At 35.8% G+C, this 26131-nt stretch carries 27 protein-coding genes; 5 read left to right on the forward strand and 22 right to left on the reverse strand.

Annotated elements, in window-relative coordinates:
• Window positions 1-19: 19 nt before the first annotated feature.
• The 5 genes from dhaM to OZX63_RS05275 all read right to left on the reverse strand — a co-directional run bounded on the left by dhaM (window position 20) and on the right by OZX63_RS05275 (window position 3264).
• Window positions 20-391, reverse strand: coding sequence for a dihydroxyacetone kinase phosphoryl donor subunit DhaM (gene dhaM, locus OZX63_RS05255; RefSeq protein ID WP_277142121.1), 372 nt, complete (start codon window positions 389-391; stop codon window positions 20-22).
• Window positions 388-972 (reverse strand): dihydroxyacetone kinase subunit DhaL, encoded by a 585-nt coding sequence (gene dhaL / locus OZX63_RS05260; protein ID WP_277142123.1) that lies wholly within the window; start codon window positions 970-972, stop codon window positions 388-390. The genes dhaM and dhaL overlap by 4 nt, the downstream gene beginning before the upstream one ends.
• 16 nt (window positions 973-988) lie before the next feature.
• Window positions 989-1984 (reverse strand): dihydroxyacetone kinase subunit DhaK, encoded by a 996-nt coding sequence (dhaK, locus tag OZX63_RS05265; RefSeq protein WP_277142124.1) that lies wholly within the window; start codon window positions 1982-1984, stop codon window positions 989-991.
• A gap of 121 nt (window positions 1985-2105) precedes the next feature.
• Entirely contained in the window at window positions 2106-2588 is a 483-nt protein-coding gene (locus tag OZX63_RS05270; protein ID WP_277142126.1) for a nitroreductase family protein, read from the reverse strand.
• A 19-nt stretch (window positions 2589-2607) separates the two neighbouring features.
• Window positions 2608-3264, reverse strand: a complete 657-nt coding sequence (locus OZX63_RS05275; RefSeq protein WP_277142128.1) for an SLAP domain-containing protein — start codon at window positions 3262-3264, stop codon at window positions 2608-2610.
• Between the two features lie 189 nt (window positions 3265-3453).
• On the opposite strand from OZX63_RS05275, the gene OZX63_RS05280 reads away from it, so the two are divergent.
• Both OZX63_RS05280 and OZX63_RS05285 read left to right on the forward strand, forming a co-directional pair.
• Window positions 3454-4308, forward strand: a complete 855-nt coding sequence (locus OZX63_RS05280) for a glycosyltransferase family 8 protein (protein WP_277142129.1) — start codon at window positions 3454-3456, stop codon at window positions 4306-4308.
• A gap of 166 nt (window positions 4309-4474) precedes the next feature.
• Window positions 4475-4756: an HU family DNA-binding protein gene (locus tag OZX63_RS05285; RefSeq protein WP_277132929.1), complete on the forward strand. Its 282-nt coding sequence runs from the start codon at window positions 4475-4477 to the stop codon at window positions 4754-4756.
• A 50-nt stretch (window positions 4757-4806) separates the two neighbouring features.
• Here the strand turns inward: OZX63_RS05285 and OZX63_RS05290 are convergent, their stop codons facing one another.
• The 6 genes from OZX63_RS05290 to OZX63_RS05315 form a co-directional block, all read right to left on the reverse strand.
• On the reverse strand, window positions 4807-5508 hold the full coding sequence (locus OZX63_RS05290) for a methionine ABC transporter permease (RefSeq protein ID WP_277142131.1): 702 nt from the start codon (window positions 5506-5508) through the stop codon (window positions 4807-4809).
• Complete coding sequence (locus tag OZX63_RS05295; RefSeq protein WP_277142133.1) at window positions 5501-6562, reverse strand: methionine ABC transporter ATP-binding protein; 1062 nt, start codon at window positions 6560-6562, stop codon at window positions 5501-5503. The genes OZX63_RS05290 and OZX63_RS05295 overlap by 8 nt, the downstream gene beginning before the upstream one ends.
• A gap of 16 nt (window positions 6563-6578) precedes the next feature.
• Complete coding sequence (locus OZX63_RS05300) at window positions 6579-7433, reverse strand: MetQ/NlpA family ABC transporter substrate-binding protein (protein WP_277142135.1); 855 nt, start codon at window positions 7431-7433, stop codon at window positions 6579-6581.
• Between the two features lie 15 nt (window positions 7434-7448).
• Window positions 7449-8303, reverse strand: a complete 855-nt coding sequence (locus tag OZX63_RS05305) for a MetQ/NlpA family ABC transporter substrate-binding protein (protein WP_277142137.1) — start codon at window positions 8301-8303, stop codon at window positions 7449-7451.
• Window positions 8304-8648: 345 nt separating this feature from the next.
• Entirely contained in the window at window positions 8649-8840 is a 192-nt protein-coding gene (locus tag OZX63_RS05310) for a hypothetical protein (RefSeq protein WP_277142139.1), read from the reverse strand.
• The gene (locus OZX63_RS05315; RefSeq protein ID WP_277142141.1) at window positions 8837-9352 is read right to left on the reverse strand and encodes a dihydrofolate reductase; all 516 of its coding nucleotides are present in this window, start codon (window positions 9350-9352) and stop codon (window positions 8837-8839) included. Before OZX63_RS05315 ends, OZX63_RS05310 begins: the two co-directional genes overlap by 4 nt.
• Before the next feature lie 198 nt (window positions 9353-9550).
• Here OZX63_RS05315 and OZX63_RS05320 point away from each other — a divergent pair, with 198 nt between their 5' ends.
• Window positions 9551-9862, forward strand: a complete 312-nt coding sequence (locus OZX63_RS05320) for a TipAS antibiotic-recognition domain-containing protein (RefSeq protein WP_277142143.1) — start codon at window positions 9551-9553, stop codon at window positions 9860-9862.
• A gap of 204 nt (window positions 9863-10066) precedes the next feature.
• On the opposite strand, the gene OZX63_RS05325 is transcribed toward OZX63_RS05320, so the two are convergent.
• From OZX63_RS05325 to OZX63_RS05360, 8 genes are all read right to left on the reverse strand, one after another.
• A complete protein-coding gene (locus tag OZX63_RS05325) occupies window positions 10067-11692 on the reverse strand; it encodes an amidohydrolase (protein WP_277142144.1) in 1626 nt (541 codons plus the stop codon).
• Window positions 11693-11709: 17 nt separating this feature from the next.
• Entirely contained in the window at window positions 11710-12897 is a 1188-nt protein-coding gene (locus OZX63_RS05330) for an MFS transporter (RefSeq protein WP_277142146.1), read from the reverse strand.
• 182 nt (window positions 12898-13079) lie between these two features.
• On the reverse strand, window positions 13080-14099 hold the full coding sequence (locus OZX63_RS05335; RefSeq protein ID WP_277163662.1) for a helix-turn-helix transcriptional regulator: 1020 nt from the start codon (window positions 14097-14099) through the stop codon (window positions 13080-13082).
• 224 nt (window positions 14100-14323) lie between these two features.
• Window positions 14324-14977, reverse strand: a complete 654-nt coding sequence (locus tag OZX63_RS05340; RefSeq protein WP_277142150.1) for a nitroreductase family protein — start codon at window positions 14975-14977, stop codon at window positions 14324-14326.
• Between the two features lie 2 nt (window positions 14978-14979).
• On the reverse strand, window positions 14980-15870 hold the full coding sequence (locus tag OZX63_RS05345) for an SDR family NAD(P)-dependent oxidoreductase (RefSeq protein WP_277142152.1): 891 nt from the start codon (window positions 15868-15870) through the stop codon (window positions 14980-14982).
• Window positions 15871-15896: 26 nt separating this feature from the next.
• Window positions 15897-16781, reverse strand: coding sequence for an SDR family NAD(P)-dependent oxidoreductase (locus OZX63_RS05350; protein ID WP_277142154.1), 885 nt, complete (start codon window positions 16779-16781; stop codon window positions 15897-15899).
• A gap of 125 nt (window positions 16782-16906) precedes the next feature.
• Window positions 16907-17518 (reverse strand): TetR/AcrR family transcriptional regulator C-terminal domain-containing protein, encoded by a 612-nt coding sequence (locus OZX63_RS05355; RefSeq protein WP_277142156.1) that lies wholly within the window; start codon window positions 17516-17518, stop codon window positions 16907-16909.
• Between the two features lie 287 nt (window positions 17519-17805).
• Entirely contained in the window at window positions 17806-19626 is a 1821-nt protein-coding gene (locus OZX63_RS05360) for an FAD-dependent oxidoreductase (protein ID WP_277142158.1), read from the reverse strand.
• 120 nt (window positions 19627-19746) lie between these two features.
• Here OZX63_RS05360 and OZX63_RS05365 point away from each other — a divergent pair, with 120 nt between their 5' ends.
• Window positions 19747-20634, forward strand: a complete 888-nt coding sequence (locus tag OZX63_RS05365) for a LysR family transcriptional regulator (RefSeq protein ID WP_277142160.1) — start codon at window positions 19747-19749, stop codon at window positions 20632-20634.
• Between the two features lie 150 nt (window positions 20635-20784).
• Here OZX63_RS05365 and OZX63_RS05370 read toward each other — a convergent pair whose 3' ends face one another.
• Window positions 20785-21699 carry a proline-specific peptidase family protein gene (locus tag OZX63_RS05370; protein ID WP_277142163.1) on the reverse strand — a complete coding sequence of 305 codons (915 nt, stop codon included), beginning with the start codon at window positions 21697-21699 and terminating at the stop codon, window positions 20785-20787.
• Between the two features lie 24 nt (window positions 21700-21723).
• Complete coding sequence (locus OZX63_RS05375; RefSeq protein ID WP_277145103.1) at window positions 21724-23490, reverse strand: oligopeptide ABC transporter substrate-binding protein; 1767 nt, start codon at window positions 23488-23490, stop codon at window positions 21724-21726.
• A 187-nt stretch (window positions 23491-23677) separates the two neighbouring features.
• Between OZX63_RS05375 and OZX63_RS05380 the strand changes: the two genes are divergently transcribed.
• Window positions 23678-25045, forward strand: a complete 1368-nt coding sequence (locus tag OZX63_RS05380; protein ID WP_277142164.1) for a serine hydrolase domain-containing protein — start codon at window positions 23678-23680, stop codon at window positions 25043-25045.
• A gap of 151 nt (window positions 25046-25196) precedes the next feature.
• On the opposite strand, the gene pnuC is transcribed toward OZX63_RS05380, so the two are convergent.
• Entirely contained in the window at window positions 25197-25910 is a 714-nt protein-coding gene (pnuC, locus tag OZX63_RS05385; RefSeq protein ID WP_277142167.1) for a nicotinamide riboside transporter PnuC, read from the reverse strand.
• Between the last annotated feature and the right edge of the window lie 221 nt (window positions 25911-26131).

Genomic DNA, 26131 nt, shown 5'->3' on the forward strand with positions numbered 1-26131 from the left:
TCAATTAGAAATTAATTTTTTAGTCCTTAATAACCAATTCTTTGAGTTGGTCTTCAACTTCCGTGCGGCCAACGCCTGCTTGAATGAGTGAAGCTGCTGTATAAGCACCTTCAATAAAGGCAGTATCATACAAATGAACGGTTTTATCTGCCATTTCAATGGCCATTTCCAAATTCATTTTGGCACTGCCGAGGTCATAAAAAGCCATGATTTCGTCAGCTTGATTATCAGCAAAAGCCTGCATAATCTTATCCATGCTGGTACCAATATTGCCATCATTCGTGCCGCCAGCAGTAGTAATCGAAACATCAGCTGCTACTTGGTCTAATAACTTTTTTAAGCCACTTGCAATTTCCGGAACATGAGAAACTAAGGTGATTCCTAAACTCATAATAATCCCTTCGTTTCTAACATTGCTTCAAATAGGTAGCCACTTGATTGTGAACCAGGGTCAACATGTCCTCGTGACCGCTCACCTAAATACGAAGCGCGGCCCCTCTTAGCAACCATTTCCTTAGTAGCTTCGACTGCAGATGCAATTTTTTCCGTGGTCAGATTGCCAGCCTTGACGTCAGGAATTAATGCAGTCCAAACATCAACCATTGTTTTGTCGCCTGGTTTGGCACCACCACGCTTTTCGATTCCAATTAAGGCCGCATCTAGCAGTTCGCCCAAATCAGTCGTTGAACTGCTCTTTTTAGCCATTTCCAAAAAGGCAGTCCCATAAAGAGGCCCGGAAGCTCCACCAACAGTTGAAATCAAGGTCATTGCAATTGTTTTAAAAGCTGCAGTTACACTAGCTGGCTTCTCAGCGAGTTTTTGGCTGACTGCCGCCATACCACGATTCATGTTAAAACCATGATCGCCATCGCCGATTGGGGTATCTAGGTCACTCAAAAATTGCTGATTAGCGGCAATTTTAGCCGTAAAATTATTCATCCACTCTGTTAAAGTATCGACAGTTAATGTCATTATTATGTCCCTTCTATTACCAAGCAATTGTTTCAACTGGCGTCTTTAAGGCCTCAAGCCACTTGTCATCCTTTAATTCGAACATGGTCAGTGACAATCCTGCCATATCAAGTGACGTCATGTAATTGCCGATCTTCATAAATGACGGCTTAATCTTAAATTGCTCAAGTTTATTTAGTAAATCATTACTAAAAATATACTGTTCCATTATCGGGGTTGCACCCATCCCATTGACAAGTACAGCATATTTTTTACTGCCATCAAGGTGCATTTCACTATCCAGCTTACTGACTAACTCTTCTACTAAGTCCTTGGCAGGTTTGATCTTTTCTCGACGATAACCTGGCTCCGAGTGAATACCTACACCAAACTCAATTTCATCTTCTTGAAGAACAAAGCCGGGCTTGCCAGTTTCTGGATTTGTCGCTGCAGACAAGGCAACAGCAATGGTTTTAATATTCGGCAAAACCTTCTCAGCCAATTCTGCAATCTCATCAAGGCTAGCACCATTTTGAGCAGCTGTTCCCAGAATTTTATGCATAAATATCGTCCCAGCTACGCCGCGGCGTCCTTGGGTAAAAGTACTGTTTTCAACGGCAATATCATCATCAATCACGATTGACTTAACTTTAATGTCGTCCATTTCAGCTAAATCCTTTGCCATATCAAAGTTCATGACGTCGCCAGAATAATTTTTAATTATTAAAAAGACTCCCTGACCTTGATCAACAGCCTTGATAGCAGCATAAATTTGATCTGGTGTTGGTGAGGTAAAGACCTCGCCGCAAACAGCAGCACTCAGCATCCCTTTACCCACAAAGCCGGCATGGGTCGGCTCATGACCAGAGCCACCACCAGTAACAAGACCAACTTTACCCTTCATTGATTCCTTATCGGCGCGCATAACTGCTTCAGCATCAGGAACTTTTTCAATAAATTGTGGATACGACCGAACCATCCCAGATACCATTTCTGACACAACATTAGCAGGATCATTAATAATTTTTTTCATTTTAAATCCTCTTTCAATTATAAAACTTAAACTTTATTACAATTCGATTATATCAGTTAGCGCTTTCATTGGCTAATATATTATTATCAAAAAAAGCGAAGATTACTCTTCGCTTTCAATTCTATTTTCTAATTACGCGATATCGGTTGGTTCGGTCTTCACTTGGCGTTTCTGCAGCGTGACCAACTGCGACAATTACAGCTGTCGAAAATTCTGATGTGATACCTAATTCTGCCTGTAAATCTGGAGCAGTATTTAAAGTACTTGCTGCCATCATTAAGTAAACAGAACCTAAATCAAGATTTGCAGCTTCCACCATGATATTTTCAGCGGCAACTGAAGCATCACGCTCGCCAAAATGGCTATCCTTTTTGACATTAATGACAAACAAAAGTGGCGCACCATAGCAGGCATTGTCAGTTAACTGTTCAATTTTGGCTAACAGCTGCTCGTCTTCTACCACTGTTACTTGCATAACATCTGTTTCGTGCATTCCACATGGTGCTGCTTGAAAAGCCTGCAGTAATTGCTCAATTTCGTCTTGGCTAACTTTTTCATCTGTATATTTACGAATTGCGACACGTTTTAAAATTGGATCTGACATTTTTAAACTTCTTTCCCAATTACTGATTTACAATTTTCCAACTCTTATGATTTAAATCTGACCATTTAACATAGCCTGTTTCACTAACACCTACATACTTAGTACCATTAATTTTCTTAGTTTTAATGACAGGAACACGGGTACCCTTTTTGTAGTAACTGTTAGTCCTTTTACCCTTACTGTTATAAATAAACGCACTACGCTTAGCTTTATAACTAGCTACTTTAAAACTTTTAACATTATTAGCATTAATATATTGATTTTTCTTATTGTTAATTTGTAATAATGATTTTCCTTTAACGGTTACCATTCCAGTAATTGTTACAATTGTATTTTTCTTTAGCGCACGCTTCTTAACGCGCTTACCAGATTTATTATAAACATAAGAATTACGTTTCAACTTAACATTTTTACCAAGATACGAAACAGCAATAGCACTATTACCATTACTTGTTCCATTATTAGGCTTATCTGCTGCCGGCTTGTCGCTAGTTGCAGGTTGATTAGCATCAGTTGTCCCTGTTGTTGCAGCTGGCTGCTGATTTGAATTATCTGTAGCAGTAGTTGCAGGCTGGGTAGCTGCTTGGTCGGTAGTTGCTGCTCCTACTTGAGTAATGTTAAAACCGAGCGACAAGGAGGCTGCACATACTAGACCTAACAATAATTTCTTCTTCATATTTCCACCTCATGATGTATTATTTTTTCTTACAGTTTATTTTACTACATTAAGATTGCAATTGCCCCCAATTACAAGAAATGTAATGATTTGTAATTTATCTTCAAGCACTAAATGATAATGTTTAGATTTGAAACTAAATAACTTATAATAAATACTATGTAAATTGTTGTTTTTAGAAAGGGACATATGAAAAATACAAGTGATCAGCCAATTGAAATTCTAGTTACTATCGATCAAAACTACATTAAGCCACTTGAGGTGATGATGTACTCGCTCAAACTTAATAATTTAGGGCAAAAGATACGAATTTGGATAATTTATGACAATATTAGTGATCCTGCACTAGCTTCTTTAAAAGACTTTGGCAAAAAAATTGGCTTTGAAATTGAGGCTTTAGCAATGAATGCCGATTTTACTTTTCCAGAATCATTACTCAGCTTGCATGATTACCCACAAGAAATGTATTTTCGCCTTTTATCTGGTAAAATCTTGCCTTCCAGCCTGCACAGAATTATTTACCTTGATCCCGATATTTTGGTCATTAATTCGATTAAACCGTTATGGCATTTGGATTTAAAGGGTAAAATGTTTGCTGCAGCTGCTCATGAGGGACTTACGGACATCATGAGTTCAATTAACAACATTCGCTTGGGCACAACGACTGAGTATTTTAATTCCGGTATTATGCTAATGGATCTGGACCAAATGCGGCAAAAGGTCAAACTTGATGATCTGACTACTGCAATCAATCAGCACCACGATACCTTGATTTTGCCTGATCAGGACATTTTGAATTACTTATACGGTGAAGATATCCTTAAAATTCCTGAAACAAAGTGGAATTATGATTCCCGCGCCTATCCGGTATATTTAACTAGAAGTACTGGCGATTTTAACCTCGAATGGGTCATGCAGAATACCGCCATTCTCCACTTCTGTGGCAAACCTAAGCCATGGCAAAAGGAAAACCATTCACGCTTTAAGGCACTTTACCTAAATTACCAGCAAATGACCAACAAATTAACAAAAGTCAAAAAATAATTTGCACAATCGCAATTTTTCTATTGAAGGTCGGCTTAACTGTGCTAAAATAATTAAAGTTGCTGAATATCAAGCGACACAACGCATTACGTGAATAGCATGACGATTGTCTGCAATCAATTGTGTTGACCGTTTTATAATTTTTATAGAAAAGAGAAGATACATTATGGCTTCAATTAACAAATCTGAACTTACTAAAGAAGTTGCAGCAAAGACTGGCCTTAAGCAAAAGGAAGCTGAAGGAGTTATTGACGCTTTCATCGACTCAATCAAGGATAACTTGACTAAGGGCGAAAAGGTACAAATCATCGGCTTCGGTTCATTTGAAGTTCGTCAACGTGCAGAAAGAAAAGGTAGAAACCCACAAACTGGTAAAGCCTTAACTATTCCTGCTACTCAAGTACCTGCTTTCAAGCCTGGTAAGGCATTGAAGGATGCAGTTAAATAATTAACTTAAAATATAAAAGACCAGCAAGCAATCTGCTTGCTGGTCTTTTTTTAACGGCTTTGGTGATTTAGCTTTTTAGCAAAGAAGTCACCGACAATTTGAACAATAAAAATCAAAATAATTACGAGCACTGTTGCCACTAAGGTCACATCATTATTAAACCGGTTATAGCCATAAGAAATGGCCGTGTTTCCTAGTCCACCTGCACCGATGGCACCTGCCATAGCGGTTAAGCCAATCAGACTAATAATTGTAACGGTCGACACCCGAACTAATTCGGAGCGTGCTTCATTTAGATAAATACTAAAAATTATGTCCCAAATAGTTGCGCCCAAGCTCTGTGCTGCTTCAATTTTGCCTTGTGCCACACTCTCTAGTGCAACTTGCACTTGCCGAGCATAGAATGGAAAAACACCTAAAGTCAATGGGACTAAGGCAGCTTTCATCCCAATTTGTGTTCCCACAATCTTTTGCGTAACTGGTGCGATAAAAGCCAGCAAAATGATAAATGGGATTGCCCGGAAAATTGAAACTACTTTATCGCAAATATTAAACCAGAATTTGTTTGGGCGAATGCCATCATCTTTGGTTAAAACAAGAACTACACCAAAAATAATTCCTAATATGCCGCCAAAGATAGCTGACCAGAAGGTCATAAAGAGAGTTTGAACAATACTGGTACCCCAGCCTGCGTCCCCACTCCAACCGAGTTGAACAACATTTGGAAATACACTACTAAACCAACTACTCATACAAATTCCCCTTTTCATCAAATCTGGTTAACGATACCTGCTGTTCTTTTAAGAAGGCAACTGTTTCCTGCTGTTTTTCACTATCGCCTTTGACTAATACTAGCAAGGTACCAATCGGCTCGTCATCAAGCAATTCCACATTGCCGTAAAGCATACTGACTTCAACCCCAATTTCACGATAAAGGTCGATGACAATTGACTTAGTTACATTAGCTACACTATAAACTAGTTGATAAATTGCTTCATCATCATTTAAATTATCTAGATGTAACATCTCCAAGGTATTGATAACTTCAAGTGACCCACCAACAAAGCTCTTAGTCAAGGCCATCTGCGGATGCAAAACGACATCACGCAGCTTACCCTTTTCAACGATTTTGCCTTGTTCCATGACTGCTACTTTGTCACAAATCTTCTTAACAGCATCCATTTCGTGCGTAATTAAAACAATCGTTAAGTTCAGCTCTTTTTTGAGCTTTTTCAATAAAGCTAAAATTTGTTGTGTGTTTTGCGGGTCCAAGGCACTAGTTGCCTCGTCTGAAATCAAAATGTCTGGTTCATTGGCAAGTGCCCGCGCAATGGCAACACGTTGCTGCTGCCCACCAGATAATTGTACCGGATAAAAATTTGCCTTGTCCTTTAAGTCAACCAAATCAAGTAAGTGTAATGACTTTTCTTCTATTTCCTTATCCTTCAACCCAGAATGCTTCAGTGCAAACGATACATTTTCAAGGACAGTCACTTCATTTAACAGGTTGAAGCTCTGGAAAATCATGCCGATTTTTCTACGTGCCAATTGCAACTGCTTGTTGGCAATAATTTGCTTGCCATCCTTAACAAAGTCTGTACCGTTAACTTGAATGTCACCTGCAGTCGGCTTTTGCAAAAGATTAATTGTTCTAACCAAGGTAGACTTACCAGCGCCAGAGAAACCAACGACGCCGTAAATATCGCCTTTTTCAACGTTTAAATTGACATCCTGCACTGCATGAACAATTTTTCCTTTCTTATCTGGGAAATCTACATTAACGTGCTTTAATTCGATAATACTCATGAACAATCATCCTTTACTAAAACTTGATATCCCAAGCTGGTATTGTAGTTTTCTTAAAATACTTCTTAATTAACTTTTTGGTTTCAGCCGTTTGGTAGGCCTTAACAACTGCTTGATAATCCTGATTATCCTTTTCGTCTTTGCGGGCACAAATGATATTGACCCATTGCAGCGAGTCTTTGTTAAGAGGTTCAACGAAGATTGTTTGCTTTTCGCCAAGTCCTGCAGGTGCCGCAAAAGTATTATTGACCACTGCCGCGTCAACGCTATTAACTACACGACCACACTGGTCAGCGCTAACTTCCTTGATTTTAAAATTATGGGGATTTTTAACAATATCTGCAACGGTTAATAACGATTTGTGAGGACGTAATTTAATCAAGCCCGCATTTTTAAGGACAATTAATGAACGTGATTCGTTAGTGGCATCGTTAGGTACGGCAATTGTTGCACCATCTGGCAGTTGACTAAGCTTGTGATACTTCTTGGAATAAAGTCTAATTGGTGAAATTTGTGTCCGCGCAATTGCAACGATATTACCATGATTAGCCTTGTTCCAATCTTTTAAGAAAGCATAGTGTTGAAAGGCATCCAGATCAATATCACCATTTTTTAATGCTTTATTTGGCTGGTTAAAATCAGTAAAGTTCTTTATCTTAATTGAAACGCCATACTTCTTTTTAGCTAAAGTGGCTGCATGTCCCCAAATATCCTGGTCGGCTTTGGTCATACTTACCACTCCGACTGTTACAACATGATTTTGCGTCTTAGGCTTATTCAAACCAGGGCCAAGGCCGAACCAAGCGGCAACAACTACAACGACGGCGATAATTATCCAAATAATGATATTTCTTCGTTTTTTGTTACTCATGATAATTTTTCCTTTCTATTTTAAGGTAATGTCCCAAGCAGCAACCTCCATGTCGCCGTAATACTTCTTATATAATTTCTTAGTTTCTTCTGTTTGGTAAGACTTCACAACGGCTTGATAATCCTTATTCTTGGTCTGGCCTTTCTTAGCACAGATAATATCAATCCATTGTTGCGAATCCTTGTTAACTGGCTCAACAAAGATTGTCTGCTTCTTACCTAAACCAGCAGGGCCAGAAAAGTCATTATTTACAACCGCAGCATCAACTGAGTTGATTACCCGACCACATTGTTCAGCACTGATTTCTTTAACCTTTAAATTGCGTGGGTTTTTAACAATATCAGAAACTGTAACAAGGCTTTTACCCTTGCGTAAACCGATTAGGCCAGCATTTTTTAAAACAAATAGTGCTCGCGACTCATTAGTTGGGTCGTTTGGTACCGCAATTGTTGCACCGTTAGGTAATTGTGTTAACTTGTGATACTTCTTCGAATACAATCTAATTGGTGCGATATAGGTCTTGCCGATTGGAACTACACCGCCATGATTGGCCTTGTTCCAACTTGCCAAGAAAGAATAATGTTGAAAGGCATTCAGATCAATGTCACCATTCTTTAAGGCTTTATTTGGTTGATTGTAATCAGTAAAGTTTTTAATCTGCACCGTTACACCATATTTCTTCTTGGCCGTCTGTTTAACATGCTGCCAGATAGCCTGCTCGGCCTTACTTTCACCAACTACACCAACAGTTACAGTGTGCGGGTTTGAGTTATGATGCAAGCCTGAGCCAAATCCAAACCAAGCAGCAATGATTACAATAACAACAACCAGTATACCAACAATTAAATTGCGACGTTTTTTATTACTCAACGACCTTTACCTCCAAAATTGCAATAAAAAAAGCATCCGTCCCAATCAAGGACGAATGCTCGTGTTACCACCTTTAAATTGTTTATTACTCACGTAATAAACCTCACTAGCTATCAAACAATAGCTTGCAAAGATAACGGATGCAACTCCGCCATTAGCTAAATATCACTAACAGTCATCATTTCAAGCCCATGTTCGCTATTACTTAACTGCTGATTCTCACCACACTGCCAACTCTCTTTATTGCTAAGAAAAATAGTTACTCTGCTTTTCAAGATGTATTAATTATTTAATTGTTTATTAATTTAACATTCGAATTACTCTCTGTCAACCCCAGAATAAAATTTATTTATTGCGAGCGTTTTTGAAAGCTTTAATTTGAACCATATGGTAACGACCAACGCTATAAGTTACAATTGCCATGCCAATGACTTGCCACCAAAAATTATGGTTGGCTGTTTCGGCTTGAATTAGGCTGCTAATTAAAACAATGACACTGATTAAGAAAACCACGCCAGACCAGATAACTTGCTTCATTTTTGGACTTCCTTTCGCATATAAGTTAAAAAAGTATACGGATATTTATCCTGCTCATTAGGGATATGCTTTACTTTTTTAATCAAATTAAATTGTTGATAATCAAGAGCTGTAATCACCGTATCGCCAGCAAAAGTGGCATCAATTACGGTCCTTTCTAGAACATCAACACGCTCTTTTAATGCGGTAAAAACAGAATTACCGCCAATTACGCTGATTTTCTCTTGCTCATGGGCAGTAACCCAATCATTTAATGCAGTCAATGAGTTTACTGTGACAACTTGCTTATTTCCTGCATATTTGGCAATTAGTTGCTCGTCTTTAGTTAAAACAACGTGCAGTCTTTGCGGTAATAGTCGCGGCAAACTCGCAAAAGTTTTTCGCCCCATAATTATCGGATGGCCGATTGTTATTTCCTTAAAGTGTTTCACATCCCCCGGCAATTGCCACGGTAAATGTCCATTTAGACCAATTTGACCTTTTTGATCTTCTGCCCATACAAAAGTAATCATCTATTCACCTCTACCTTATTATACGGTTTATTTAACTTTAATTGTTCTTTAAGGTCTTAGCTTGACCAATTTTATTGCTATTTGTAGTCTGATAAGTCTAACTTTTCAGTTTAAATTAGCGCTTAGAAATTAATTCAGGAATTATAATGGCCAATATGCTATAGTTAATACGATAAATTTAATTGAGGAGTATCAGTAATGACTAAAAAAGATGATAAAAAGACGGCTGAAAATTTTAACAAAATGAAGGTTGCTGAAGCAAACCTTGTCCGCAATTTGCAAGCAGTTGTTAAAGATCCTACTAAAGAAGCAGAATTAAGCGACGACATTTTTGCTAATCATAAGGCATGGCTACAAATAATTATGCCTAATTATTCCCCTGAAATCCACTTAGCACTAGTCGATGATTATGAAAGAGAAGCTCGCTACAAGTCATATTATGATGACAAGGCTGGTAAAGGTGCAACCGCAATTTTAGTCAAAGTTGTCAAAGAACATTTAGCAAAATAAAAGGTGAAATTCTTCAGTTAATGAAGAATCTCACCTTTTTTGGTTGGCTGGCATAGCAACATTGAAAATTGAGCAAATTAAAATGCACGATACCAGAAAATACTAGAATCGTGCATTAATAATATGAATTTAAAAATATCTAACTTTTATGTCACTTTTCAAACTTCTAATAGACATTTTTATATTTTATTTAAACACGTAAAATTATTTCTTATAAACAATTTTACCGTCAGAAATCGTTAAATCAACTTTAGCATAGCGAATATCCATTGGATCAATCTTAAATAAATTACGGTCAAGAACAATAACATCAGCTAGTTTCCCTGCATCAAGGGTCCCCAAATCATCTTCAAAAGATTCAGCATAAGCTGACCACTTGGTATGTGCTCTCAAAGCTTCGGCTAAAGTAACAGCATGTTCATGGAAATAGCCTCCATCTGGCTTACCTTCATTAGGTTCACAACGTGTAACCGCTGCGTAAATTGTCCACATAGGATTGACTGAATAAACTGCAGGAAAATCAGAACCAAAGCCCAAATGATTGCCTGCATCTAAAATTTCACGATATGGCCAAGTATGAGACAACCGTTCTTCTCCAATACATGGCAGGTATCCTCCACTCATAAAGTCACCGGTACAATGTTGCGGTTGAACACAGCACATAACGTTTAACTTCTTTAAACGATCAATGTCATCTTGACGAATCATGTCAATGTGTTCAATTGAATTATGCAATTTCAATTTACCAAATCTATTTTGAGCATATTGATATGCATCAAGAGCCATTGTACTTGCTTGGTCACCAATTGCATGAATCTTAACTGGTAAGCCTGCCTCTTGCGCTTCTAAAACATATTTATTCAGCTCATCCTGCGTTAAAGAAGCATCTCCTTTAACATCAGGATCATTATCATATGGTTTACTCAACAATGCAGTATGAGCTTCAACCACACCATCAAGAACTTGCTTTAAACCAGCAACTCTATGTTTATCAGTATGATATTTTTTCTTTAATTCCAAAGCTCCTTTAACGTCTGTTAATGACGGAAATGAACTTATTCTGGTAGTTAACTCGCCACTTTGTTCTAATTCGTCAAAGATTTCAGGAATATTATCATTAGTTAATCCTGACGGATAGACATCTGCCACAGAAGTCATTCCTAATTCACGAAAATGCTTTAAACATTTCAACAATGATTGTTTTAATGTTGGAACATTTAAAACCTCGTCCATCATTGCCTTGGTTGCAGGTGGCTCATATAAAATTCCATTCAACTCACCATCATCATCGTGACCGTAAATTCCACCTTGAGGATTTGGTGTATCTTTAGTAATCCCAATTTTGTCGAGAGCAACTTGATTGCACCAGACAGAGTGTAAATCAAATGAGTTTAGACATATTGGACGGTCTAAGTTTAAAGCATCCAATGATTTCTTTGAAGGTGTATGCGGATTATCCCAAACTTCTGAATACCAACCAGTACCATAAATCCATGGATTATCAGGATGTGAAGCCGCAAAGTCCTTAACCATCTGTACACATTCTTCTTCACTCTTACAATCCATCATTTGTATACAAAAATCCGGATCATTCTGAACAGAGCCTAAAGAAATATGCATGTGCGAATCATTAAATCCAGGCATTATTAAATGATCTCCACAATTAATGACTGTTGTATTTTCATCAACGTAACCAGTCATTCTTTCAAGTGGAACAATCTTTAAAATCCGATTACCCTTAATTAATACACAGCCAGATTTAGGTTCATCATCATTGCCAGTAAAAATAGCTGTTCCCTTTAAAATATAGTCTGCTTTTTGTTGTGTCATAATCAAGTCTCCTTAGATCATTTTTTAGCTTTACTACCTAATTCAGGTAAAACCAAAATACAAATAACTGATAAACCAAAAATTAAGGATTCAATACCTAAGTTCTTAGCATAATCATTGCCAGCAACCATTGATACTAAAATTGGAATAATGTATGAAATCAGCATTGAAACTGTACCAACAATACCACCGGCACTACCAGCATATTTTTCTCCAATTTCAGGAAACTGAATTGGCATTGCTTGAACAATAGGTCCACTGATAGCTGTGAAAAAGCCATTAATAACTAACATTGCCCATAGGAAAAAGCCTGCAGGAGTATACCAAGTAAAGTACATAACAACTGCACCAATTAATGTAGTAACCGTCAAAAATAATTTATAACGACCAATTTTGTTGCACATTGCTGGCCCAATCAATGAACCAAAGAAACTACCAACTGTAACAATTGCTGACATTACGCCAGCTGTAGAATTACTAATATGTTGTCCTAAATTTAAAGCTTGAGGTAAAAAGCCAGCATAAGCTGTCGTAGATGCAATACCTAAACCTGCACAAATTGAAACAATCCAAGTATTTTTACTTTTAATTGCAACTTTTAAATATTTCATCGTTGGCTCTGCAGGCGGTAAAGATTCTCCTTTTGGAGTATCTCTAACAAAAACAATCCAACAAATTGATAAAACAAGCAAAGAAACTGATGAAAACATGTAAGCAGAATTAACCGTTTTGAACCACGAGCCAGTAATTTGTGAAAGTGTAATTCCTAAACATGATGCAGCATAAAACACACCCATAGCCGAATCAGTATCTTGTTTAAACCAAGTACCTAAAACCTTTATTAAATTAGCATTTAATAAAGCGATAAATATCCCGCTCAATAAAAGCATAATCATCATCATTGCAAAATTTTGAGCAATAAACCGTCCAAATGCACCGATTACAGATAGAATACATCCTACTGTAATAACTTTTTTTGAGCCAAATTTATCGCCAAGTGATCCTGCAGGAATACTTAAAATAACCGCTACAAGCATTGGTGCCATTAACAAACTAGAAAATTGTGCAGTTGAAATGTGTAATTGCGGCATAATTTCAGTAGCTAAAGCTGAAACTTGAAACTGAATATAATTTGCAATTAAGCACAATAAACTAACAATAGTTAAAATTACCCAGCGATAACTTGGTAACTTTTGTTTTTCCATTCTCTTTCTCCTTCTTACTTACTTAAATTGTAAAATTTTTTACATAATTAAATTAGTAAAACTAAGAGCCAGATACAATCAACTTTGGTTGTAAATTTAAAGTTTTATCTAATCTAAACTTTAGTATGAGATAATAAAAATGCCTTTAAATCAAGGATTATCTTAATCTAAAGACATTTTTATTATTTTTCTTCTTTGTATTCCATAAACACATGCATTAACTGACTACGTCGGTCAACTTCTAATTTTTTGAAAATACTATAAATATGCGATTTAACAGTACCAACAGAAATAAATAATTCATCTGCAATTTCTTGATTTTTCTTACCTTTTAAAACTAAACGTAAGATTTCTGATTCCCTTTTAGTCATTTTATAATATTCGCAAAATCCTACGACTTGACTATCTTCACTAGCGACTTCTTTTTCGTGTATCATTGCCTGATACTGATTCATTTTATGTTGTAGCAGTATTTCAAGCTGATTTTTATTAGCAATATCTTCTTCTTGTCTAGCAAACCAAATAATTAAAAGAGAAAGAATTACAGAAAAAAGATCCTCACTTAATCCTATTACCTTCATATAACTAAGTAATCTCTGCACTGCTATCGAACTTAAATGATACAAAGCAAAGTAAACAATACCTTCAATACACGATAAAGCCATAAATAAGGCTGTAATAAATACTACTTTATTGTAAAGAAAATCATTTTTTGTTTGTTTTTGTCTTTTACGAGCATAAAAATAATAAAAAATACATAATACAAAAATGCCAGCATCTTGTATACTTCTCTGCCAAACCACTGTTTGATTATCATTATAAAAATAAATTACGTGAATAATATCCAAAATTACTACAGAAATGATAGGTAAATAAAAAATTGGTTTAGTTTTTTGCGAGAGCATTTTAGCTACCAATTTAACATACAAATCTCCAGCAATTAAAAAGAATAAAACTCGTGCAAGGTAATAAGCCCGATCAAAAATATTTAGCCCACTGTTAGTTGCTTTAAGTAAATCAAATGAGAACGCAAAAGTACTATCAATTATTAGAATGACAAATAATAATTCTACATAATAAAAAAGATTATTATTTGTTATTTTATAAGCATAGCTTGCAACATTTATCACCCATAAATATAGAATAATAAAGGCAATGTTATAAATATAAATAAAAATTTCTTGCAAATTAATTTCTCCCATTCTATGCAGTATTATTTTGCAAAAATCAATAGATGTTATCTTGAGTCTACCATAAATAATTTTATTACTTCTGTTATTTTAAAATTTCTCACAATATTTATGATAGCGCTTTTCCAAGCAAAAGTATACTCGCTCTGTTTTGTTTAAAATGAATCGTATAAAAAATGTCCATTAGAATTTTTTCTAGTGGACATTTTTCAGTATTTTGAAATACTAATTTTTGGTTAAGCAAAATTATAAACTTGCTTAACTGGGTATCTAACTGATTTTACCTCGTCTACATAGTCTTTTGGCTTTTTACCAACTGCAATAGCCATTACTGGAACAAAACGCTTAGGGTCTAAATCAAACATTTCTGCAGCTTTCTTAGGATCATAGCCGCCGATTGGGTTAGTCTCATAACCGTGACTACGAGCTACAAGCATAAATTGCATAGCAGCTAGAGAACTATCAACAGCAGAATCCATTACCAATGTATCGTAATCTGCGTTCTCATATAAAGGTAAGAATGTGTTAAACACTTCATCAAGTTTAGCCTTGTCAATTTGCCCATTATGATATGCTTCGGTCCATAAATCACGATAGGACTTAAATGCCTCTGTATCGCCAAACAATAGTACCATTGCTGAACATGTTTCAACTTGTGGCATATTAAATTTCATAAAGTATTTCTTTAACTTTTCTTTGCCTTCTGGAGTATCAACGATTACAAAGTGCCATGCTTGCAAATTACATGCTGATGGTGCTTTCGTTGTTTGTTCAATCATTTCTTCAAATTCTTCATGCGAAATTTTAACTTCTGGGTCAAAAATTCTTTGAGATTGTCTGTTGAAGGCAACGTCTTTAAAATTGTTATTTACAATGTTTTCTTTAGTCATAATTAGTCTTCCTTTTCTACATCATGTGTTTCTTTTAAAAATGGCATTAGAGCTTGTAAATCAGGTCCTTTACCGCTTGGAATATTTTCGGCACGAGCTACAATAGCAGCATTCATCCCTGGGTGAGTCAAAATATAGAATTTATCCTCTTCCAAGGCCCTAAAGATAATTTTTGGTACATTATCAATTGGCATTCCAGTTGTAATATCCTTTTTAGCCTGTGCTTGTGCATCTTTAAATGTCTTGCTTGAATAGTAGGGATCACTTTCATCAGTATACTTAGCAGGACGATGATTTTCTGTGTGGTATAAATCAGTTTGAACGAATGCTGGACAAAAGACGTGCATCCCAACATTGGCCTTTTCTACTTGTAAGTCATATTCAACAGCCTCAGTCATACCAACAACGGCAAACTTAGTAGCGTAATATGCTGGCATTAAAGGACTCGTAGTTAAGCCGGCCATTGAAGCAACATTGATGATATCGCAGTGTCCTTCTTGTTTGCGCATAATTGGAATCACACGTTTTAGTGACCAAACCTGACTCATTAAATCAGCATGTAAAATCCATTCCCAGTCCCGTGTAGGTAACTCCCAAATTGGCCCAGGAATTGCAATACCAGCTGAATTAATCAACAAATTAATTTCACCGTATTCGGCCATAGTTTGTTTAACCATATTATCAACGGCTGACTCTTCCGTAACATCAGTTGGGATACTTATTGCATCTATACCCTTACTTTTAACGTCTTGCAAAGTTTTTGCTAAAGCAGGTTCGTCAATATCTGCAATTGCTAACTGCATACCTCGGTCCGCAGCTTCTAAAGCTAGTGAACGACCAAAGCCATGTGCTGCTCCTGTAATTAATGCAACTTTATCTTTAAATTCTTTCATAACAGCCTCTTAATTAATATCAAACTTTATTCGTCGACTTTATGAGTCTTCGTTAAAAACGGAGCAAGAAACTTCAGATCTGGTCCCTTTCCTTCTGGGATTCGTTTTGCTCTACCGACAATTAAGTCATTAACTCCAGGATGAGTTAAAATATAGAATTTGCCATCTTCAATGGCCTTGAAAATAATTTCAGGAACTTTATCAATAGACATTCCAGTTGTAATATCAACTTTAGTTTGAGCTAATCCATCTTTGAAAGATTTGCTTGAATAATATGGATCCGACATGTCAGCATATTTATTCGGACGATGATTTTCAGAGTGATAGAGATCCGTTTGAACAAATGCAGGGCAAAATACATGCATACTGATATTGGATTTTTCTACTTGCAAGTCATATTCAACGGCTTCTGTCATACCAACAACGGCAAACTTAGTAGCATAGTATGGGGCGCTTGTTGGGCTAGTTATTAACCCAGCTATTGAAGCAACATTAACAATATCGCAGTGTCCTTCTTGTTTGCGCATAATTGGAATCACACGTTTTAGTGACCAAACTTGACTCATTAAATCAGCATGTAAAATCCATTCCCAGTCTTGCGTTGGAACATTCCAAACAGTTCCGGCTACAGCAATACCAGCTGAATTTATCAATAAATTAATTGCACCATATTTGGCCATAGCTTGCTTAACCATATTGTCAACAGCCGCTTCATCAGTCACATCAGTTGGGATACTGATTACTTCAACACCCTTATCTTTAACATCTTGTAAGGTTTTAGACAAAGCAGTTTCATCAATATCCGCAATTGCTAACTTCATTCCACGGTTTGCAGCTTCTAAAGCTAGTGAACGACCAAAGCCATGTGCTGCTCCTGTAATTAATGCAACTTTATCTTTAAATTCTTTCATAACAAGCCTCTTTTCAAAATTGCTCAATAAGTAACAAAGTTTTTTACACTTCAAATATTAAACGCTTTCAAAAAGAAATAAAATATACACTTAATTAAATTCATAAGACATCTTATAAAACTTAATTAATGTAAGACTGTATCGTTTCTAAACATATCTTGATTTTTAGCTGTACTATGAAGACAATCGATGATTATGTCTTGCTGTGTCCGGCATAGCTGTTCTCTAATTTCTTCAGGTGTCTCTTTTTGACCGTATGCGATCCAATCCAAAACGATTGCAGAAAATGCCCCAGTAAAAAATTTAGCAATCAGCAATCTATCTTGCTGGCATATTTTTAGTTTGTCTCGGGAGATTATGTCATCAATATAGCCTAGTAAAATTTTTACTTGTGGATTTCTAAAAATTTGATTGAACTGGTACATATCAAGGTTGTTGTAAAAGGCTTTTGCCAAGGCTTGATTTTCATAAAAGTAGTTAAGAACTTTCAAAATATCTGTATCCCAGTGGTCATACCCTTTAGTTTCATTAAGCAAATTAATAACTTCTTTTTGAACTGTCCACTTTATTAAGTCAGATATATCCTTAAAATGATAATAAAAAGTTGGCCTAGTTCTATTTGTTGCTTTCAGTAAGCTTGTAACAGTGATCTTATTTAGTGGATGATGCTTTAATTCTACTTTTAAAGCACTTGAAAATTCTTTTTTAGTTTTTAGGGAAAGTTCTGAATTCTTCAAGATAAGTACTCCTTAAATATTATCCATACGACTTATTACTTACCTATATATTATAAAATGTAAAGCAAAAATAGATCACCAAAAATTTTGTTTAAAAATTAACAAGGTGCTCGACTTTTTGGTTGCATGACTAGAAAAAAGAATAGCAACGACTTGCTGTTCCTACTAAAATTATTTTTAATTCATAAAATAGTAGTTCAACAAAAAAGCAGTAGTTCTTTATTCTTGCGAATACTGAATTGCTGCTTAATTTATATTTTTATGACTATTAAAAGTCTCTATTTGAATTAAAGAGTTTCAATATACTTTTGAGCATTCATTGCTGCATAACGACCTGAGTTAACATTATGCGCACAAGCAGAACCACCTAAAGTAATTGTATAAACATTACGGTATTGCATCGTACTGTCTACTCCTGCAACATAAAGACCTGGAATTTTATCGAAATTATCACGAATAACTTCAAACTTACGGTTTGAGCCAACACCACCAACACCAATAAGATTGGACGGATCCAACCGAGCAATATAGAATGGCCCTTCATCTAATGCCACTAACATTTCTTTTTCTTTGTTAAATTCTTCATCTTTGCCATTAGCACAGTAAGAATTATACTTTTTAATTGTTTCAGTGAAGTCAGCAACCGGTAAGCCAACAGCTTTGGCCAAATCTTCAATCTTGTCTGCCTTGAATAAAGAGTTACCATCGTTTGTTTTAACAGCTTCGGCTAAAACTTCATCGGCGCCATCTATCCCTTTAGTTATCATGTCGTAAATCTTTTGACTAAATACTTCATAAGTAACTTTAGTAGACTTGATTGCCATTCTTTGATAAAGCAAATTATATTTCTTAACATTTTCATTTACCAAGCGGGCACCGTCCTGGTTAACAAATACAACTGGTCCACCTGATGGTAGTGACATGAAACCATTAATTGGGTCAATGTACAAATGAACGCCTTCATGTGGTAGAGCTTGAATATAATTCATCATAAATTCTGCTGATTCCATAAGCATATCTTTAGCACCTAACGACATTGCCATCATGTAGCCATCACCGGTATTACTTGGCATTGAACAATAATGCAGGTTTTCTGTCTGCCAACCTTGTTTTCTAATTAATTCTGGATTATGACCAACACCACCGGTAGCTAGTAACGTGGCTTTAGCGTTAAGCTGTGTTACCTTACCGTTGGCATTACGAATATATGCTCCAGTTACTTTGTCGCCATCATACATAATTCCAATAGCACTAGAATTCAAAACAAAATCAATACCCAATTCATCTGCACGTTTCTTCATATAAGGAACATAGCCTTCTGAGGCAAAACCGCCCTTAAACCAATGAAATGTTGGAAAAGCACAGGTACCGTGGTAATCATCAACATTAGTCAGTTGAACCCCCTGCTTTAATAGCCAACTAATATTTTCGGCAGAATTATTAACTAAATCGACCCAGAAAGAACCGTCTGTACGATATTGAGCAAGCTCCTGTTCACGGGAAATGATCTCCTCTTTTTCTGCATGAATACCTGCCTTTTTTTGCATATCAGTATTAATGCCAAAGATACCTTCAACACCGCCACCATTACCAGCTACAAAACTATTTTTTTCAATTACAGTAGTTTTCATTCCTAGTTCACCGGCTTGTACAGCAGCTGCTAAACCTGAAATACCGGCTCCTAAAATCAAGAAATCAGTTTCTTTTACCTGATCGATCTTATCTGGTTTACTGCACCAATTTTGATATTCTGATTTTTGTTCTAGTGCTGAATTACTTTCAACAACTTCTTTTGAATTATTTGTTGCACCATATTCAAATTCTTTAGGATCACCACCCGCTTGCTTAATAACATTAGCGACTGCGTCTATCAACCCTTTACTTGAATAGGAAGCTCCAGTTAAAGTATCAACGGCCAAAGACTGGTCTGAAATTATCTTCTGTGGAATTTGAGAAAATACCGCATCTTCAAGACTATTAGGAACTATTTCCTTATTTGTCGTTATCTTTTTAATTTGATTATCGGCAATTTCAACTTCTATATCAGTTGAGTTATTTTCATAACCAGCTGCAGTAATTTTATATATTCCTGACTTCAGTTTTTCCATTATGAATTTCTCCTTTTTTCTTTTTAAATTCATGTTAAAAATATCACTTAAATTAAAGACAGTGAAATGAAATAGTATTATTATTAATAAAAGAGTTTTATTAATAATGGAGAAAAGCCCATGAATACTGAATATTTAAGATTATTTCTTAATCTTGCCGAGACGTTGAATTTTTCACAAACAGCCAAAAATGTTAATTTAACACAACCTGCAGTAACCCATGCAATCAATAAATTAGAACAAGATTTAGGCTTCAAATTATTTAACCGCAATAAAAGAACCGTAGAACTAACCGAGGGAGGAAAAATTTTACACGAAAATGTTCAATCAATTCTTGTTAAATTAGATACAACTATCCAAAGCGCACGTGCTGCAGAAGAAAAAGAGTTTTCTTCTCTTGCTATCGGCTATACTAGCACATATTACGAAATCCAAAAGTTTCCTGAATTAATTAAACAATTTAACAAGTTGCATCCCGCTTCTCGTCTATACCTAGAAAATTTTGACCACAATGTTTTAAAGCAGCATTTATTAAGCCAACAATGCGATGTGATTTTTTCCATGCAAGATATTATTAATTCACAGAACATTAAATTTATCCCGTTAATCAAGGGACAGTTTGCATGTATTGTGCCTAATGCAAATCATCTTGCTAACCACAAATCATTGAAAATTACCGATTTAAAGAATGAAACTATGATTTTCTTTAATGCTAATATTTGTCCTCCACGACAATTCAAACTTCAACGGTTAATTAAAGAAGTATGTCCTAACGCAAATTATTTATATTCTGATTCAGTATTACTCTCTCATACCTTTGTAAAGGGTAATCTTGGTATCGCCATGATGGTAGACTTAGCTAGTGTTAAAGATTCTCCTGATTTTAAAGTAATTCCCTTGGAGTATCCTGATGAGTTTCCTTATGTTTATGGACTCTCTTTTCTAAAAAATACTATTAATCCAACTATTAAAGATTTTGTACCTTGTGTGACGAAGTATTTTATCTAGCGCTTATTCACAACCAATTATCAAATTTTCTGTAATTACAAGAATGCATTATTGCCATATTTTTTACCAAAACAAAAGAACATTGCTACTTAGCAATGTTCTCTTTTTATCTATTACATTTTTGAATGCCCTGTACACTCTAGTAAAGAACTATTCTCCTTTAAACGTGCCTGCCTCAACTTGTTTAATAAAGTCAGCAACGTGCTTGTAATAGACATCAGGATTATCTACCATCTGGTGATGGCCTGCATCTGGTGTTGTTACTAAACGAGAATTTGGAATTTCTTTCTGCATAATTTTTGCAGTTTCCAGTGGCATTGTATCTTCTTCGCCAAAAGTCAGCAAAGTTGGCATTGTAATTTGTTTCAGATATTTTCTAAAGTGCCAATCCTTTAATTTACCAGTGACTACGAACTCATTATCACCTTGAAAAGTATGATAGACAGGTAAGCCACCAATTCGTTTAATGTGATACAACTTGCATGGCTGACGCCGATCTAGGAAGTTAATATTCAAGATTTGGATGTCTTCGCGATAGCGTGGATTGGCAAAGTCATGGTTGTCTTCACACTCACGCATAAAATCAATTTCTGTTTGCGGTAAAATTTCTTGTCTGCGCCGATTAATTGAGTCGATGTAATCATCAATTTCATCAACCATTGAAGAAATAATCGTACCTTTAAGGTGAGAACCATATTTTACAGAGTATTCTTGTGCAAGAAGTCCACCCCAACTTTGACCAATCAGATAAAAATTGTCTAATCCCAATTTATCTCGAACTTCGTCAACTTCATCAAGAAAGTATTCATAAGTTAGATACTTTTCAGCAATTTTAGGGTCGGAGTAGTCGGGTTGGTCAGAGTATAGTGAGCCTAATTGGTCATACATCGTTACTTGAACATGTAAACCTTGCTTGGCTAATTGATCAGCCGCATCTTCCCAATATTCATGATTACCACCAGGGCCTCCATGTAATGCAAGCAAGTGAATATCACCCTCACCTTGCGTACTCGTCCATAAATGGTAACCATTATCTAATGTAATAATTTTTGATCCAGTTTTCATATTTTCTCCTCGTATATTTAATAATTACTTGACATATCCTACTTTGTACCATAATGGCTGGTAGTTATTTGTGTGTGATGGCTTCAATGAGTAACCCGTCAACTTATCATTAACCGCAGTAATTTGGTAAGAATTATCAATTGGAATGACATAAGCTTCATCATTCATGTATTCTTGCCATTCATGGAACTTTTGTACCCGATATTTGTGGTTAAACGCCTTTGAAGAATTGATTTCTGACATCAATTTATTATTTTTGGCAGTCACAAATCTAGACATGTTAAATGGCGCAGTCTCACTATAATAAGTTTGCGGTGACGGTTCTGATGGCATAGACCAACCACCAATAAACATATCAATTCCCGGATCATCGTGTTGAAGCTTATCATAAAACGAGTTGTGCTCAATTAAACGTCCTGATGCTAGTTGGACATTTAGACCAATTTTATGCCATTGTTGAATGTAATTTTGAATAATAGGTTCTTGGGTTGAGTCACCACTCATGGCCGCAATATTAATAGTCAATGGTTGACCATTAGGTTGTCTGCGCCACTTGCCCTTCTTTTTATATCCAGCTTTATCTAAAATGCTATTAGCTTTTTTCAAATTATAAGAATAGCCCTTAGCATTTTTATCAAAGTAATCACCGAATTGCGACGGAATTAGGGTTGGAACTCTAAAAGTTAAGCCATAAGTATAACGTTTATCAACCGCGTCAACATTCATTGCATAACCAATAGCTTGGCGCAATGCCTTGTTATTCATCTTTGCTTTAGGATTTTCAACGTTTTTACTTGCCTTATTGTCCCATTTCCCCACTCTAAAGGCTAAGTAATGGTAGCTCAAAGGTATTTGGGCAATGAAATTGACTTTTTTAGTATCTTTAACTTGGTTCCACTGGGTGTTAATGACCTTCATTACGTCAAATTTATGACTTTTAATTGCTTGTGAAGCGGAATTAGGTGAAACCACAGAAATGACAATTTTATCCAGCTTTGGCGTGCCACGCCAGTAGTACTTATTAGGAGTCCAAGTAACGGATTGACCGCGGACGATTTTATCAATTTTGAAAGCACCAAAAAACAGTGGATCTTTTCTAATTTTATCGGAAGATTTTAATTTAGAGAAAGGTATATCCTTTAAATAGTGATACGGTTCAGCCACATCCCATAAATAGCGATTTCCGGTGTTAAACATGCTAGGATTGAGTTCCTTGAAGTGCATAATAACAGTTCTACCATTATCACCATCAGGCATTTCAATTCCTGAAATAGTCTTAGCTTCGCCATCATGATAGGCTTTAAGTCCATTAAGAATTTCAAATTGACTACTGTATCTTGGACAATTGGTATCCTTATTGGCTAAAATTTCATAAGCATATTCATAGTCCTTAGCGACAACTTGCTTGCCGTCAGACCATTTAACGCCCTTTTTAATCGTTATAGTAGCTGTTTTCTTTTTTACATCTAATTTAAGAGTAGCTGGTCCCTTGTCAGTAACTTTGTAATGGTCGTCGCTATCAAATAGTGTTTCAAGACCTGGAGCTGCAACTTGGGAGTCAATGTCAGCAGAAGATAATTCTTGTGAAAATATTCCAGCAAAAGGTGTATCTGTTTCAAGACCAATCTTTACTGTACCGCCCTGCTTGCTAGCTTTTTGTGGGGTTGACATTGGGAACTTGGATGCTGTTTTGGTTTCATCATTGCCAGCATTGTTCTTGCCACAACCAGCTAGGACAAGACCAGAAAGGCTTATAATTCCGATAGATTTAAATAAATTTTGTTTGCTCATCATGATATATCACTCGTTTCTACATTCAATTTTCATATTTAAACAATATATCATAAATATTTCATAAAAACACTATCTTTATGAAATAAATGTTTAACTTTACAGCTAGTTAGGGTAAAATACTAGCTATTGTTAATACTAAATATAGCTTTAAGCTTCATGATATTTGAGAGACAGAGGATTAATTATGGATAATGAAAAAATTAATAATTTTGCTGAAAAAGTAATTAAAGAATTTCACTTACCAAGCTTAGGTGTGGGCATTTATCAACATGGTGAAGACTTTAGTCATGTATACGGCAACGCAAAAGAAGATAGCTTGTACCCACTAGCATCAATTTCAAAAACATTTTTAGCAACAGCAATTTGTCAGCTTGCAGATGCAGGTAAGATAAATTTGGACGAGCCTTTAAAAAAGTCTTGGCCAGATTTTAAAATGGTTGATAAATATGTTGAAGAACATCTGACCTGGCGAGATGCATTAAGTCATCAAAGTGGCTTGCCAGCACATGATTTAATGCGTTTTACCAACATGAACAAGCACGACCTATCCTTAAGAGAAAAAGCAGAACATGTTGGTTATTTACAGCCTACGCATGAATTGAGACAAAAAATGCAATATAGCAATTTGATTTATGCAGTAACAACCTATGTAATGGAACAAGTTATTGGTGAAGATTATGGTACGTATGAACGTGAGCATTTGCTTAAGCCACTTGAAATGAACGATACTTACATTAATCATCATGAAGCACCATTTGCTAAAATTACTAAACCATATATCAGAGATAATGATGTGACAAAAGAAGTACCATTTATTGCACCAGGCAAGGTTGGCGGTGCTAGCAGCATGATTGCGACTATTTCTAACCTACTTACTTGGGCAAAATTTCAATTGCAAACGCAAAAAACAACTAAAAATGAAGTCACAGCCCAGCGTTATTTACCACAATCAATTATGTTGCCCAACCGTGCTTATGGTGGTGCCAACTTCGCTGCCTATGGCTTGGGAATGATGATGGAAGATTATCGTGGCCACAAGTATTTTTATCATAGTGGTTCATACATTGGCTATTGTTCATTCTTGGGCTTTGTACCAGACCTTGATTTAGCTTTTGTATTTACAACCAATATGGATTCTACAGATGCGATTTTTGCTTTAGCATACCAAACAATTGACGCTGCATTAGGCATTAACACAGTTGATTGGACAACTAAAGTATCCGAAACAATGACAGCTAAGATTGCAGGTAAAGAAAAGAAACTTAGCGATTTAAAAGGGACGACATGGGATCATGTTAAAGCTGACACTGCTCAATTAGGTGATTACCAAAATCCTGGATATGGATTAGTTACTTTGAGCGCTGACGATGATAATTTAATGGTTACTTTAGGAAAATGGCGTTATCCAGTGATGATCAATAATCAAGGTAATATGTTTATTGAAGAGCGATTATACGAGCATGAACTTTTGCCAATCACATTAGGCGACAATGCTCTGACAATATTAACCGAACCAGCATTAAAACAGCCAACAGAGTTTGAAAAGGTATAGAATTTTTTTAAGCTTTAACTTAGCCCTAACTTCCCTTTTTTTCGAAGTTAGGGCTTTTTTATGATTGATTTTCAATCATATCGCCAATAATTAAAGAAAAAAATACACGACTCCGACAAAAATCGAAATCGTGTATTAATAGCAGTATAAATTAGTGGAACCAGTGAGTATTTTTATCAGTAAACGCAAGTAAGTCGTTACTCATGTATAAAATATAAGTAATAAACAAAGTTAAATTAGCATCCCCTTGGAAAGCCGTTACGCCCCACAGAATGATCGACATAATTCCTTGAATTGTCCAAAAATAATATTGTTCGCGAAAACGCAAAGTACATAATAATGAACCAGTTATCCCAATTGAACCCGCAAAGGCGTCAATCCATGGTCGAGGACTAATAAAAATCTTGGTATCCATAAAATAAAGAGCCCCAGTAACAACAGCAAAGAAAATTAAAGTGAGCAGCCATTTAGATGCATTCAACCCGTGAATATGCTTTTCTGCGTCTTTTGCCCAAGCTGGCAGTAACAAAACCGGCAAATCTAACAGAAAGATATATGATGCTTGCAAGACAACATCGGCATAATTACGAGCATTAATTGCTACCACAATATAAATTAGCGCCGATAACAGCCCCAAAATACCGTTTAATGGCTTAGCGTTTGTAATTGCCAGCGTGCAAGTAAAGCCCATAATTGCCGCAATCATTGTTACCAGCGAAATGGTATTTATTGGCGAACTAATAGTAGTGCCAATAATAACTCCAATTCCCAGCATCAATAACATATAAGTTTTAAAACTCCAACCGCGCATTTGCTCAACATACCACTTAGGTCTGAAGACATCAGTATTTGGCTGTATTTTCATTATTCCCTCTCCTTACAGATACAATATTTAGTATTTTTAAACATGTTACCTATCATATCATGTGTTTTTACTAAAATACAATTTTTTAAATGGTGGCAATCCAGTCAGCACGTGAACTTGAGCGATTTGATGAAAAGAAATATTATGACTCTGGTAAAATTAGGATAAAGATTTTCAAAAAATATAATTAAGAACGAAAAATTTCTAAATTTAATTTGGAA

The sequence above is a fragment of the Lactobacillus sp. ESL0700 genome, from assembly GCF_029392095.1.
GTDB lineage: Bacteria > Bacillota > Bacilli > Lactobacillales > Lactobacillaceae > Lactobacillus.

Coding starts and splice junctions, on each gene's coding strand:
- dhaM (WP_277142121.1), bottom strand. CDS start 391: ATGAGTTTAGGAATCACCTTAGTTTCTCATGTTCCGGAAATTGCAAGT.
- dhaL (WP_277142123.1), bottom strand. CDS start 972: ATGACATTAACTGTCGATACTTTAACAGAGTGGATGAATAATTTTACG.
- dhaK (WP_277142124.1), bottom strand. CDS start 1,984: ATGAAAAAAATTATTAATGATCCTGCTAATGTTGTGTCAGAAATGGTA.
- OZX63_RS05270 (WP_277142126.1), bottom strand. CDS start 2,588: ATGTCAGATCCAATTTTAAAACGTGTCGCAATTCGTAAATATACAGAT.
- OZX63_RS05275 (WP_277142128.1), bottom strand. CDS start 3,264: ATGAAGAAGAAATTATTGTTAGGTCTAGTATGTGCAGCCTCCTTGTCG.
- OZX63_RS05280 (WP_277142129.1), top strand. CDS start 3,454: ATGAAAAATACAAGTGATCAGCCAATTGAAATTCTAGTTACTATCGAT.
- OZX63_RS05285 (WP_277132929.1), top strand. CDS start 4,475: ATGGCTTCAATTAACAAATCTGAACTTACTAAAGAAGTTGCAGCAAAG.
- OZX63_RS05290 (WP_277142131.1), bottom strand. CDS start 5,508: ATGAGTAGTTGGTTTAGTAGTGTATTTCCAAATGTTGTTCAACTCGGT.
- OZX63_RS05295 (WP_277142133.1), bottom strand. CDS start 6,562: ATGAGTATTATCGAATTAAAGCACGTTAATGTAGATTTCCCAGATAAG.
- OZX63_RS05300 (WP_277142135.1), bottom strand. CDS start 7,433: ATGAGTAACAAAAAACGAAGAAATATCATTATTTGGATAATTATCGCC.
- OZX63_RS05310 (WP_277142139.1), bottom strand. CDS start 8,840: ATGAAGCAAGTTATCTGGTCTGGCGTGGTTTTCTTAATCAGTGTCATT.
- OZX63_RS05315 (WP_277142141.1), bottom strand. CDS start 9,352: ATGATTACTTTTGTATGGGCAGAAGATCAAAAAGGTCAAATTGGTCTA.
- OZX63_RS05320 (WP_277142143.1), top strand. CDS start 9,551: ATGACTAAAAAAGATGATAAAAAGACGGCTGAAAATTTTAACAAAATG.
- OZX63_RS05325 (WP_277142144.1), bottom strand. CDS start 11,692: ATGACACAACAAAAAGCAGACTATATTTTAAAGGGAACAGCTATTTTT.
- OZX63_RS05330 (WP_277142146.1), bottom strand. CDS start 12,897: ATGGAAAAACAAAAGTTACCAAGTTATCGCTGGGTAATTTTAACTATT.
- OZX63_RS05335 (WP_277163662.1), bottom strand. CDS start 14,099: ATGGGAGAAATTAATTTGCAAGAAATTTTTATTTATATTTATAACATT.
- OZX63_RS05340 (WP_277142150.1), bottom strand. CDS start 14,977: ATGACTAAAGAAAACATTGTAAATAACAATTTTAAAGACGTTGCCTTC.
- OZX63_RS05345 (WP_277142152.1), bottom strand. CDS start 15,870: ATGAAAGAATTTAAAGATAAAGTTGCATTAATTACAGGAGCAGCACAT.
- OZX63_RS05350 (WP_277142154.1), bottom strand. CDS start 16,781: ATGAAAGAATTTAAAGATAAAGTTGCATTAATTACAGGAGCAGCACAT.
- OZX63_RS05360 (WP_277142158.1), bottom strand. CDS start 19,626: ATGGAAAAACTGAAGTCAGGAATATATAAAATTACTGCAGCTGGTTAT.
- OZX63_RS05365 (WP_277142160.1), top strand. CDS start 19,747: ATGAATACTGAATATTTAAGATTATTTCTTAATCTTGCCGAGACGTTG.
- OZX63_RS05370 (WP_277142163.1), bottom strand. CDS start 21,699: ATGAAAACTGGATCAAAAATTATTACATTAGATAATGGTTACCATTTA.
- OZX63_RS05375 (WP_277145103.1), bottom strand. CDS start 23,490: ATGAGCAAACAAAATTTATTTAAATCTATCGGAATTATAAGCCTTTCT.
- OZX63_RS05380 (WP_277142164.1), top strand. CDS start 23,678: ATGGATAATGAAAAAATTAATAATTTTGCTGAAAAAGTAATTAAAGAA.
- pnuC (WP_277142167.1), bottom strand. CDS start 25,910: ATGAAAATACAGCCAAATACTGATGTCTTCAGACCTAAGTGGTATGTT.